The sequence below is a fragment of the Pseudoalteromonas sp. SR45-6 genome (assembly GCF_014163545.1).
GTDB lineage: Bacteria > Pseudomonadota > Gammaproteobacteria > Enterobacterales > Alteromonadaceae > Pseudoalteromonas > Pseudoalteromonas rhizosphaerae.
On sequence record NZ_JACJDM010000050.1, the window covers coordinates 1 to 12,160 of the forward strand.

The 12,160-nt window shown below is 37.1% G+C and carries 10 protein-coding genes and 1 pseudogene; 4 read left to right on the forward strand and 7 right to left on the reverse strand.

The features are described from left to right. Window positions 1-219: 219 nt before the first annotated feature. Entirely contained in the window at window positions 220-807 is a 588-nt protein-coding gene (locus H5158_RS17750; RefSeq protein WP_149982743.1) for a hypothetical protein, read from the reverse strand. A gap of 307 nt (window positions 808-1,114) precedes the next feature. On the opposite strand from H5158_RS17750, the gene H5158_RS17755 reads away from it, so the two are divergent. Beyond that, on the forward strand, window positions 1,115-3,292 hold the full coding sequence (locus H5158_RS17755; protein ID WP_182740542.1) for a response regulator: 2,178 nt from the start codon (window positions 1,115-1,117) through the stop codon (window positions 3,290-3,292). 72 nt (window positions 3,293-3,364) lie between these two features. Here the strand turns inward: H5158_RS17755 and H5158_RS17760 are convergent, their stop codons facing one another. Genes H5158_RS17760 through H5158_RS17770 form a run of 3 tightly spaced genes read right to left on the reverse strand, consistent with a single transcriptional unit; the run spans window position 3,365 to window position 5,951 of the window. Then, a complete protein-coding gene (locus tag H5158_RS17760; RefSeq protein WP_149982745.1) occupies window positions 3,365-3,484 on the reverse strand; it encodes a DUF2474 domain-containing protein in 120 nt (39 codons plus the stop codon). Between the two features lie 47 nt (window positions 3,485-3,531). After that, window positions 3,532-4,539 (reverse strand): cytochrome d ubiquinol oxidase subunit II, encoded by a 1,008-nt coding sequence (cydB, locus tag H5158_RS17765; protein ID WP_182740562.1) that lies wholly within the window; start codon window positions 4,537-4,539, stop codon window positions 3,532-3,534. A gap of 11 nt (window positions 4,540-4,550) precedes the next feature. After that, a complete protein-coding gene (locus H5158_RS17770; protein ID WP_182740543.1) occupies window positions 4,551-5,951 on the reverse strand; it encodes a cytochrome ubiquinol oxidase subunit I in 1,401 nt (466 codons plus the stop codon). A 132-nt stretch (window positions 5,952-6,083) separates the two neighbouring features. On the opposite strand from H5158_RS17770, the gene H5158_RS17775 reads away from it, so the two are divergent. Both H5158_RS17775 and H5158_RS17780 read left to right on the forward strand, forming a co-directional pair. Next, window positions 6,084-7,493 (forward strand): PLP-dependent aminotransferase family protein, encoded by a 1,410-nt coding sequence (locus H5158_RS17775; protein ID WP_182740544.1) that lies wholly within the window; start codon window positions 6,084-6,086, stop codon window positions 7,491-7,493. A gap of 147 nt (window positions 7,494-7,640) precedes the next feature. Beyond that, window positions 7,641-7,949, forward strand: a complete 309-nt coding sequence (locus H5158_RS17780) for a hypothetical protein (RefSeq protein ID WP_149982748.1) — start codon at window positions 7,641-7,643, stop codon at window positions 7,947-7,949. 133 nt (window positions 7,950-8,082) lie between these two features. On the opposite strand, the gene H5158_RS17785 is transcribed toward H5158_RS17780, so the two are convergent. Both H5158_RS17785 and H5158_RS17790 read right to left on the reverse strand, forming a co-directional pair. Continuing rightward, on the reverse strand, window positions 8,083-8,685 hold the full coding sequence (locus H5158_RS17785; protein WP_182719044.1) for an ACP phosphodiesterase: 603 nt from the start codon (window positions 8,683-8,685) through the stop codon (window positions 8,083-8,085). A 35-nt stretch (window positions 8,686-8,720) separates the two neighbouring features. After that, window positions 8,721-8,819: pseudogene (locus tag H5158_RS17790) on the reverse strand (winged helix-turn-helix transcriptional regulator); the annotation flags it as partial. Window positions 8,820-9,179: 360 nt separating this feature from the next. On the opposite strand from H5158_RS17790, the gene H5158_RS17795 reads away from it, so the two are divergent. Continuing rightward, a complete protein-coding gene (locus H5158_RS17795; RefSeq protein WP_149982750.1) occupies window positions 9,180-10,790 on the forward strand; it encodes a phosphoethanolamine transferase in 1,611 nt (536 codons plus the stop codon). Window positions 10,791-10,913: 123 nt separating this feature from the next. Here the strand turns inward: H5158_RS17795 and H5158_RS17800 are convergent, their stop codons facing one another. Next, window positions 10,914-12,053, reverse strand: a complete 1,140-nt coding sequence (locus H5158_RS17800; protein WP_259399460.1) for an AraC family transcriptional regulator — start codon at window positions 12,051-12,053, stop codon at window positions 10,914-10,916. Window positions 12,054-12,160: the final 107 nt, after the last annotated feature.

The following is a 12,160-nucleotide window of genomic DNA, read 5'->3' on the forward strand; positions in this document are numbered from 1 at the left end:
GATAAATACAGTGATAACAAGGCGTAAATTTTGACATGTAGTTGTTCTACTTGAAAAAATTATAACGCAGTTAGCGCTTTATTTAGCTCGCTAGAATGGTTAAATATTTAAGTCGATTGGTATTAATTAAGTTGCTAAGTTTAACCTAACAGCAACAAATACAAAAAAGGCTTAGAAGTGATTCTAAGCCTTATTATTAGGGACTAAGTTTTAATTATATTATTGATTATTGATTTCTATTTGCCCAATAGCAACAGAGCCGTGCTGCCATGTAGTGCGGCATTTCAAACTAAGAACAGCATCACTTTCAAAATTATTATCAAGAGCTGTTACATACGATACAAACTGCTTTGAGCTATTTGCAGTGTCAGCAATATCAATCCAGTCAAAGCCCTTTCCTGTAGCATACTTAAACCACTTCTCTTGCCCGCCATCACTTACTTTACGAACACGTGAAATTAAGCAGCCGCCGTTTGAGCTATTTAAACCTTCAGTAATGCCATGAACTTTAAGCTCAAAATTACCAATCGTGTCATTTAAAGGAATGCTACAGTTGAAATAACGCTCAGAGCGTGAAAATTGAGGATCAAAAGTAAAGTAGCCATTTTCTGTAGTACCAGTTTTTTCTAGAGTTACTTCTTTTAGTGCAGCTAGATCACCTATTGAAGCAGCTAGATTATTAACGGCTTGTGACTTATAAACTGTATCTTCAGAGCAATGAGAGGCACCATCAAATACAGCAGCTTGTGTAAGTGACGATATAGACGCTAAAGCAGTCGCTAAAGCAATATTCTTAATTTTTAACATATTCATATCCTTATATTTTTGTCCCTAATAAGATGGATAATATCACGCAATATAAAATAAACAACTCACATTGAATGTTTTATATTCGAGTTATTTATTCTAGTAAAACAACAAGGCTTTAATTGCACTCAATAGGTTTTATTTCGAGTCACTGAATAGATTAATTCTACAGCTAAAAGAGCTAGGCCTATAAAGCTCTATTGAAGAAATGCACAGATATTACCTTTTTCATGCGATTTTAATCTGAAAGTTGCTATTACCCTGAAATTAATCCTATATTTAGTGGACATAAATATTGAGCAATGCAATGAAAACAGCGCAAATCCCAGCAGACGAAGAGTCTAGACTAAAAGCCTTGTATGAGTATGAAATATTAGATACCAAAGCCGAACAAGTATTTGATGATTTAACTCAACTTGCTTCTGAAATTTGTGAAACGCCTATTTCACTCATTAGCTTAGTAGATCCGCAAAGACAGTGGTTTAAGTCAAAGTACGGTATTGATGTTGATGAAACTGAGAGAGAGATTGCATTTTGCTCCCATGCAATACTGCAAGACCACATTTTTGAAATACCGAACGCATTACTCGATGAGCGCTTTCATGATAACCCGCTAGTTGTTAATAATCCAAACATACGATTTTATGCAGGCGCCCCGTTAGTAACCCCAAAAGGAAATACTATAGGCACACTCTGTGTTATTAGCGATAAGCCCAAAAAGCTAAATCAAAACCAAATTAACGCTCTGACGATACTAGGTCGAGAAGTTATCACTCAACTTGAACTTAGATTAAACAACAGAAGATTAACATCAGCTCTAGAACAACAAAAAATACATAATGAAGAACTTGAAGTACTAAAAAAAGAAGCTGATAGTGCCAACACCTTAAAGGGCCAATTTCTAGCAAATATGACCCATGAACTTAGAACACCACTACACGGTATTTTAAATTTAGCTGAATTTGGCCTAGCTGAAGAAACGAGTTTAGAAAAAGATAACGCTTTGAAAAGTATTTTAAACTCAGCCAATATACTCTCAAGTATTGTGAATGACATTCTAGATTTTTCAAAAATTGAAGCTGGCAAACTAGATATCGAAAATATCAATTTTAATCTTAAAGAGGTTGTTAACGATCTCTTCAAGCCTCTCATTAAACAAGCATCAGCTAAAGGCATTAAACTTACTTTATATATTGATGAGAAGGTGGCAGCAACTTTAAAAGGTGATCCTGTAAGGATCTCACAAATTCTAAATAACTTGTGTTCAAACGCGATTAAATTTACAAACCAAGGGCAAGTAAATCTCAAAGTCAGCGTTCAAAGTAGTTCATTAATTGAACAGGATATTTTATTTGAAATTATTGATACAGGTATTGGTATCAGCGAAGCAGCACAACAAAACTTATTTCAAGATTTTCATCAAGCAGATGCATCTATATCAAGATGTTATGGGGGCACAGGGCTTGGCTTATCAATCTGTGCTAAGTTAAGTCAACTAATGAAAGGTAAAATCGGCTTTACAAGTAAAGAAGGCGAAGGCTCTATATTTACGTATCAACAGAGCTTTGAAACACATCTATTGTATGATTCATTAAAACAAAAGAAAGAAATAACTAATTTACAAGGGTGCACCATTCTAATCGCCGAAGATAATAAAATAAATCAACTCATCGTAAGTAAAATGCTACAAGCGCATAACGCCAATGTAGTAATCACAGAAAACGGTAAAGAGTGTGTTGATTACTTTAATACAAACCCTGTAGATTTGATTTTTATGGATATCCAAATGCCAGTAATGGATGGAGTACAAGCCACAAAAGCAATTCGGGCACAACAAGGAGATAAAACAACCCCAATTATAGCCTTGACAGCTAACACCTTGAAACAAAACATTGAACATTATTTAGACATTGGTATGGATGGTTATTTAGCTAAACCATTTGATAAAGATAAATTAAATAGCTTACTTAATATTTACAACCCTAATAACCTCAATCTAAAAAAGCTAGCGGTTAAAATTAGTGATCCTAATATTTCAAGCAAATATAAACTAAATCAGACATGCCAAGAGTTAAAAAAGCTAATTCCAAATGCAAATAGAGTTAGCCTTTGGTTACTAAACCACGAATATACTGCGATAAATTGTTTAATATGCCTTGATGAAAATGAGGTAGTAACAAATGACATGGTTTTAAAAGCTCAGGATTTTCCTGCATACTTTAATTATATTTTAGGTAACCAAGTACTTGATGCATCGGATGCAAGGAACAACGAAGTAACAAAGGACTTAAATAAATCCTATTTTGAACCATTCAATGTGTATTCCTTACTTGATTATATCTATTTTATAGATGACAAACCGTTAGGCGTAATTTGTTGTGAAAGTGTTGACTCAAAAGTGTCATGGGACTATGCAGACAAAGAAGCACTGATAAAGATAGCGGATGTAACAACTCTTTTTTTATCCAAGCAACTCAAGTCTTAATAAAAGTAATGAGAATATAAAAAAGGGGACTATTATTTGATAAAATAGTCCCCCGTAATTTAACTAACGGTATTACTTCATTCCTGCAAGAGTCATCAAAAAGCGGATCAAAAGAGACACTAAAAATAGTGAAGCAACACTCAAGACCCAAATGATAATTAACCATTTAAATTGATGAAGATGCTTTTTCATATACCCTCCACAAAGCCTTCACTAAATAGTGCAATAGCATTGAATAACTAGTGATACCCCTCGGTATCAATAACTTTGCCACGAAATACATAATAAGACCAAAACGTATAGGCCAATATGAATGGCACGATGATAACAACGCCAACCAGGGTGAATTTTAAACTTGATTCAGGCGCTGCGGCTTCATAAATAGATACACTTGGTGGAATAATATTTGGCCAAAGGCTAATACATAAGCCTAAATATCCCATAAATAACATACACAGCGCATAAATAAATGGCCGATAGTGTTTACTTGAGTTTACTGAGCCCAGTAATAATAAAACAAAAATACCAGTAATAATTGGCAAAGGAGCAAGATATACAATATTTGACCAATTAAACCACATTGCTTTTACATCAGCGTTGATCAGTGGTGTATAAATGCTGATACCTAACATGCACAAGGCTAATAAAATAGTTAATGGCTTAATAAGTTTACGCATTTGTTTATACAAATTATGCTCTGTTTTAACCACTAACCAAGTGGCACCTAATAAGCCATAAGCAAACAGTAAACTACACCCTGTAAATAAGCTAAATGGTGTTAACCAGTCTAAAGATCCACCAGCAAACTCACCATTTTCAACAGGAAAACCAATAATAACAGCGCCCATTGCTACACCTTGAGCAAAGGTTGCCATAAACGAGCCTACAAAAAATAACTTATCCCATAATGGACGGTGAGACTCAGTCGCTTTAAAGCGAAATTCAAACGCAACACCTCGTAATATTAAGCCAAATAACATCACTAAAATAGGCCCATATAAGGCTGATAATATGACTGAGTAAGCCATAGGAAACGCAGCTAACAAGCCTGCCCCGCCAAGCACTAACCACGTTTCATTACCATCCCAAACTGGGGCAACGGAGTTAACCATGATATCTCTTTCATATTTATTTTTAACCAGCGGAAAAAGTAGGCCAATCCCTAAGTCAAAACCATCTAAAAACACATACATCATTAAACCAAAGCCAATAATGAGTGCCCAGATACTCGGTAAATCAAAATCCATCATGTAATCTCCTAAAGCTCAACACCATCGGCCGCTGATAGCGGACGAGCCGGACGTTTGTTTAAGTCATCTTTATTATCGTTGTCATACACTTGTTCAGGGCCCTTTTTGATAAGTGCTAACATATAACGCACACCGACCCCAAACACACAGACATATAAAACAACAAAAGTAAGTAATGAATAACTCATTGCCGTCATCGAATGAGCAGAGCTTGCATCAACCGTTCTTTGTAACCCATATACAACCCAAGGTTGTCGTCCCGCCTCTGTGACAAACCAGCCTGTTAGCATCGCAATCAACCCAGCAGGGCCCATTACAACACAAAACCTTAAGAACCATTTTTTCTCGTATAATCGGCCTTTTTTACGTAACACTAACCCTGTTATGCCTAATAAAATCATCAATAACCCTAAGGCGACCATAATTCTAAAACTAAAAAATACAATTGGTACATAAGGGCGATCTTCAGGAGGTACAGATGTTAATGGTGCAATGGTGCCATCAAGACTATGCGTTAAAATTAAGCTAGCTACGCGCGGTATTTCTATTGCGTAGTCGTTGCGTTCTTCTTCCATATTTGGCCAACCAAATAAAACTAAGGGGACACCTTCGCCTGGTTCTGATTCATGCCAATGCCCTTCCATTGCTGCCACTTTCATTGGTTGATGCTCAAGTGTATTTAGGCCATGTTCGTCTCCTACAAAAGCTTGCAATGGTGCGATAATTAACAACATCCACATTGCCATCGACAACATTTTTTTTGCCGCTTGAGTGTGCGAGCCTTTTAATAAATGCCATGCACCAGATCCGCCTACCAACAAGGCTGTCGCTAAAAAAGCGGCTAAGCCCATATGGACTAAACGATAAGGAAATGAAGGATTAAATATTATCTCAAACCAGTCAACCGGAACCGCTCGGCCATCAATAATTTCATAGCCTTGAGGTGTTTGCATCCAGCTGTTAGAAGCCAAAATCCAAGTCATTGAAATCAACGTACCGATTGCCACTAAACAGGTGGATGTAAAGTGAAGCTTTTCGCCAACTTTATTCCAACCAAAAAGCATAACGCCAAGAAAGCCAGCTTCTAAGAAAAACGCAGTCATCACCTCATAACTGAGTAATGGCCCCGTAATAGCTCCAGCAAAATTAGAAAACTGACTCCAGTTAGTACCAAACTGATAAGCCATTACGATGCCGGATACCACTCCCATAGCAAAATTTACCGCAAACACTTTCATCCAAAAACGACAAAGCGTCATGTATATCGGCTTTCGCGTGTATAACCAAAGCCCTTCAAGTACCGCAAGGTAACTTGCCAAGCCAATTGTTATTGCTGGAAAAATAATATGAAAAGAGACTGTAAATGCAAACTGTATACGAGCTAAATCAATAGCAGTAAAATCTATCATAACGCCAACCTACTCCTAGTTAATTACAGAGCAAACATTAAACTTATCACCTATGGTATATATCTTTTTTTTACAGTACAGGCACAGAAAAATAATTTACAATGAGTACAGATTGTCACTACGAGCGAGAGCATGAAACAGTTCAAATATACAGAGCTTGAGGCTATCTTAAAAAAGAAAATTGACGCTAACAGCTTTACTCCAACAGGCAAGTTGCCCTCAGTGAGAGAGCTTTGCAAACTACAGGGCCTATCAAAAGCAACCGTATTACATTCGTTACATCGCTTGGAATCACAAGGACTTATTTATGCAAAACCTAAATCAGGTTACTTTGTAACGCAAATAAAGCCGCCTAAACGAGTGCTACCAAAACAAATCAAAACATCATCTACTCCACGCAATGTGTCAGTACCTGCGATTTTAAAAGACATTATGACGCGCAGTGCTGCCTTTGATATTTTACCAAGTGCTGGCGCGCAGGAAGATGCTACTCACTTAACCGTTCTTAATCGACATTTAAACAAAGCATTTCGTTCTTCTCAAAGTCAAAAAGCATTTTACTATAATAGTTCTGATGGTGATTTGCGTTTGAAGCACGCAATAATTAACCACTATGGTGGTTTAAACCAAAAACCTGATGAGCTTTGCATTACCAATGGCTGTCAGCACAGTTTATTTATTTCTCTTATGGCCACGTGTTCGCCAGGCGACACTGTCGCTGTTGAATCGCCAACTTTTTACGGGGTATTGCAAATATTAGAACAACTTAACCTAAAAATAATAGAAGTAGCATGCGATCCCGAGCACGGCATAAGCATTGACGATCTGACAAAAAAAATAGCCAAGTGGCCCATAAAAGCATGTGTCGTCTCACCTAATTACTCAACGCCAACAGGTGCATGTATGCCTCATAGAGCAAGAGAAGAGCTACTTAAATTGGCAGTGAAAAGTGATTTTTGTATTATCGAAGACGACATTTACGGCGATCTGGCTTTTCCTCCTTTTGTTAGTGAGTCTTTAAAAAGTCTCGACACCCAAGGACAAGTAATTTTGTGTAGTTCATTCTCAAAAAGCTTATCAAGAGATTTACGTATCGGATGGGTTTTTGGAGGAAAGTGGCATGATAAAATCACTCAACTTAAACTCGTTACGCAACTTTCTTCATGTGGGTCGATTCAACAAGGATTAGCCACTTTTATAGAAGATGGTCACTATCGTCGCTACCTAAATAAGCACGTATATGCAATTAAACAACAACAAGCAGAGCTGATTAATTTTTTACAAACCCATTGGCCTGAGGATATACGCTTTACACAAGCTAATGGCGGCATATCTATGTGGGTCGAGTTAGATGAGTCAATAGATACCCAAAAAAGTTACAATGAAATACTACAACAAGGTATCGTCATGACCCCGGGCTCACTTTTCTCAGCATCAGGGCAATATAAAAACTTTTTACGATTGAGTTATATTCACCCCCTCACTAAAGCAAGGGAAGTTGCGATCAAAAAACTATTCAGCACCCTCTTGGTAAAAAAATAACACGCTTTATGCCTACGATAAGCCGCTTTAACATCAAATAATAAGGTGGTTTCGGCTAAAACTACTATCAAAGTTGTTGCCAGTCGACAAGCTCGGTTATAATCCGCTCATCTGGCTATATCTTTGGCCTCTAACTGGATTAAAACGATGAAAAAACTCTCTGCGGTGCAAATAAAACAACAAGCACTGGTACTTAAAGTTGCTGATGCAATTGAAGAGCAAGGCCGTAATGAACTCACTGGCATGCTGCAATGCTGGTTTGACGTGGAATATCACTTATTTCCAGGCTCTTTACTAATGTGTTTTCAGTTTGAGAATCAGCAGGCGTTAACAGCGGCAGAGCCTGACTTATTAAAGTGGCAAAAACGTTTAAGTGGTGCAATGCTTAAAAAAGGCGTTATTTTAAAAGACATGCGCAAGCATTTAGTTTTCACCCTAAAGGGGCCTGATGATTAAGTCAGATAGTAGCCATCAATCAAGCCGTTTTTAGTATGATGCGAGCTTTTTGTTGGTCAGAATTTATTCCATCAAAAGCTAATTATCAATATTGCATCATTTTAGGCTAGAACCTGACTTACATTTAAAAAGTTTACACACTAGCATCTTGAGCTCCTTCAAGACCTCGTTGCTTAACATGTTTAATCAATTCAGGGAAAAACGCTAAAAACATAGCATCTAATTCAGTGTAGTGTCGGGCTATATCAGCAGCAGCGCCAGAAAACGTATTAGTAAAGCGAATGCGCTTGGCAATATTATCAAGTGCAACCCCGACCCCTTCGACGGTTTCGTATTCTTTAAACCAATCATTCTGCGTCATATGTTTTACAACACTTTGCATTCTTGGCGGCATAACGGGTGTACGCTTACCCAAAAGCCTATAACTGATTTGCTTAAAGTCACTTAGCGGTTGATCGTTAAACCGTTGCCAATGCTGAATTAAAAAATGATCGAACACCACATCAATAGCGACACCCGCAAAGCGTTTACGCTGAGGCGAAAAATACTGTTTAGCTTCTTTCACTAAAGGGTGAGTATCTGTAAACTTGTCGACTAGATAGTGGTTATCTAGTGCATTTTTTACCGTGATTGGCAATTGCTTTACATGCCTATTGCCGCCAAAATCACCAAGCAAGTTGCCAAAGTGCGAGTCTGCTGTAGGCTGTGCTAAATATAGATGAGCTAAGTAGTTCAAAGTAATATCTCTTTATATTTCATAATATTAAGACCTTTTTCACTCACTTCTCCTAACAGGCGAGTTAAATCATTAAAGCGAACAAGCCCACCTTTTAGATGGTAAATACTCGAGCCTTTCCACTTGCCGCCTATTAGCTCTCCTAAAAATGCAACTAGGTTACTAAAAGTATACTAATTGCTATTACCTTACAGGTAACTAATATATACCACATATTAACAAGCATTTTTAAGGAAAATACAATCAACACTGAACGCACAAATGCACGACAGCCGAATGCTAGTGTACTGATCTTGCAGGTGTAAAAAAATAAAGATCTTTTTCATAAATATCTTTATTTACTGAGAGTGAGCACATCATAAAGAAGCAATAAAAGGCATCAGACCAAAGAGGTATAAACCTAATAGTTAAAATTCATACATTATTTCAAATACTCATGCCTTTGCATGTGATTTTTATTACAATGCCTGCAAACCTGAATAGTGGAACTGCATGTGCAACAATTTAAACATACCCTCTTAACGCTTTTGGCCCTATGGGCATTCGCACTGATGCCGGATGTCATTTATGGCTTGTTTAATCATAACTACTTGGCCGGTTATAACTTCAAAAGCATTATCATTACCTTACTGTTAATGGTCTTCATGCTGTTAAGCCGCACCCCTAAACTTAACAATATTGTTTTACTGATAATGGCTCTAATGCAGGCCTCTGAACTGATGTACTTCCAATACTTTGGCGGCTTTTACAGTGCTTTTGATATGGTGCTAATGATGGGTGAAATGCATGATGCACTAATTGGCTTTGCTGATGGTTTGAAATTTATGCTACCAGCGTTCTTTTTATCCATGGCATTTTATGGCTTAGCGTATTTCACCTATAACAAATACCATAAAACCAGTTTTACCGTACCTTATATCTCGGTGTTGTTTGTATTATTGCTCACGTTACCCTTTTTACAGTCTTTAGGTTCTAAGAGCTCTCAAAAATACCAGCCTAATATTGCGCACTCAGCTATGAAAAATGGCTTATACAGTGTGTCATTCTTTAGCGCTCGCCAGTTAAAAATGATTCTGGGATTACGTAAAGAAATGCCTAGCTATCAACCTTATCAATTGAGCAAAGGCGAACCTGCGGATGCAAATATTGTAATTTTAATGGGTGAAAGCCTGAGTTATTACAATATGGGTTTATATGGTTATCAAAGAGATACAACGCCAGATTTAATGCCGTATAAACAAGACCCTAATTTCTTTTATTTGCCTGCGATCTCAAGCGCTGTTTCAACACGAGTATCTCTTAGCTTATTTTTTAACACCGTATATGAGCCTAATAATGCAGTCCATATAAGTAAAATGGACACTGCTTTGTTTCGGTTAGCTAAGCGTCAAGGGTTTGAAACCCATTACATTACTACACAAAAAAATGCAGGAGGTTTAACCTATGCATTTTCACTTGGGGATATTGATACCTGGAAAGAAGATAAGCATCTAGATCAGTTCGATGGAGATTATGATGATCGTTTATTGCTCGAACTTAATTCCATGAATCTGGATTACAATAAGCCCCAATTTATTACGTTACATATGCGCAGCGCTCATGCACCTTATGTAGCTAATTACCCTAAAACTCAAGAAGTGTATCCTGTTGATGAGCAACCCTATGAAAAGTACATGCTGAATAGCTACGATAACTCAGTACTTTACACACAAAAGGTGATAGCTAACATTTATGAATTCTTTAAAGATTCAGGTAAACCAACATATATATTCTTCACGCCAGATCATGGTGAACTGACAGGGCAAGATGGTCGTTTTGGACATAACGCTGTCGACATGGATATCGCCCGGGTACCATTTATGTTTTACGGTGTTGATATTCCAAAAAATGAAATAACTCGAATTAAAAAAGAATTAGGTTGTATGCCTAACCATTATTTAATTAGTCTGCAAGTGGCTAAAGTATTGGGTTATGACATTAAAAACCCGAATGAAGAGCAAGGTAAGTATTACTTGAACGGCACCGATGTATTTGGCGAGGCAGGCTTTATGCAGTACGATTTAAAGCAAATACAAGATAAAACTTGTCCAGAATTTTCAAAGTAGCTCCTCAGTATTCAGCCGCTCTATGAGCGGCTTTTATGTTTATAGCACCTTATACTTTCAATTTAGTGTGGTTGATTCACATCTAATATTCTTGATTAACTATAAAAACAAACCTACAACTCACTAATCAACAAGTTCCCTACCCCTTATATTAGGATGATTGCTGCTTTGTTTTCGGTATTCATTAGGAATTTCACCCACAATACTTTTAAACACCCGGTTAAAAGTCGCTAAAGAAGAAAAGCCGCTTTCAAGCGCGATGCTTAAAATGCTCCAACCTTTAGCATCCTCACTTGCCAATAAAACTTGCGCATATTTAACACGATATTGATTAATAAACAGATTAAAGTTGGCTACTTTGTAGTGATAGCGAATAGCTCGGCTGATTTTATATTCAGGTACTTGTAATACTTGAGCAAAATCTGAAATTTTAAGATTTGTTTGCAAGAATAGCTGTTGCTTATTGATAAGTTGATCAATGCCATCGATTAATTCAGGGGCAACATCGATTTGTTCATGTTGATTGGTGTTTTCAGTTATCTCAATGTCATTAAAAATACTAACTGTATCGCCCTCATTTTTAATACCTTGGCTATTTTTATCTCTCGCTTGAAGAAACATTAATGTTTGCATCGCAAGCACAATTAGTAGTGCAGATGAGGTAATAATAATGGGATTATATAGCTCAATTTCAGTCTTACTAAACATTAGCTTAGGTAATACACTTGCATTAAACACAGCTAAAAACCAAGCGCTGGCAAAGAGCACTGATTGCATTTTTTGTGACACTGTTTTTTCACTGTAGCCTCTTATTGCCTCCCAAAAAGAGAGCACAAGTATGCTTGATGAAAGCAATATGGTTACTTCATTCACCCCTTGCTTTAAGCGCCACATTATATCACTGGTAGGTAATGGCTGAGGATCAAAACTCACTAAGTAATGCCATGTTTGGTTAAACATTATCAAGCCTGCAATAGTTGCAGCAAAAACGATATGCCTGCGAGAAATTGGCTTGTTTTCACGAAATAACGCTCTAGCAATCAACCATGAAACATTACATGTAGCGCAAGTAAATAGCCCTATTAGGTATTGATACCCTCCGACACTTGACGCACTGAGTTTTTGCGCCCCAACCATACAGAGCGAGCCACAAAATAGTGCAAACAAATAGTGAACTAGCTGCTTATCTTTTTTCAGTGCATTAAATAACATCAACCCCATGCACACAAAGACGAGAAGGTAATAAGGAGAATTATTTTGCATAACAGGTCGCTCTTAAAATGACGTTGTATAAACAACGTTGCTTTAACTTGGATAATACAAAGTAACTCTAGCTATGGCAAAAAGACTTTGTTAGTGAATGTGTCAGT

Bases quoted from the DNA above. Each gene is read 5' to 3' on its own strand.
- H5158_RS17750 (WP_149982743.1), bottom strand. From the start codon at position 807: ATGTTAAAAATTAAGAATATTGCTTTAGCGACTGCTTTAGCGTCTATA.
- H5158_RS17755 (WP_182740542.1), top strand. From the start codon at position 1,115: ATGAAAACAGCGCAAATCCCAGCAGACGAAGAGTCTAGACTAAAAGCC.
- H5158_RS17760 (WP_149982745.1), bottom strand. From the start codon at position 3,484: ATGAAAAAGCATCTTCATCAATTTAAATGGTTAATTATCATTTGGGTC.
- cydB (WP_182740562.1), bottom strand. From the start codon at position 4,539: ATGGATTTTGATTTACCGAGTATCTGGGCACTCATTATTGGCTTTGGT.
- H5158_RS17770 (WP_182740543.1), bottom strand. From the start codon at position 5,951: ATGATAGATTTTACTGCTATTGATTTAGCTCGTATACAGTTTGCATTT.
- H5158_RS17775 (WP_182740544.1), top strand. From the start codon at position 6,084: ATGAAACAGTTCAAATATACAGAGCTTGAGGCTATCTTAAAAAAGAAA.
- H5158_RS17780 (WP_149982748.1), top strand. From the start codon at position 7,641: ATGAAAAAACTCTCTGCGGTGCAAATAAAACAACAAGCACTGGTACTT.
- H5158_RS17800 (WP_259399460.1), bottom strand. From the start codon at position 12,053: ATGCAAAATAATTCTCCTTATTACCTTCTCGTCTTTGTGTGCATGGGG.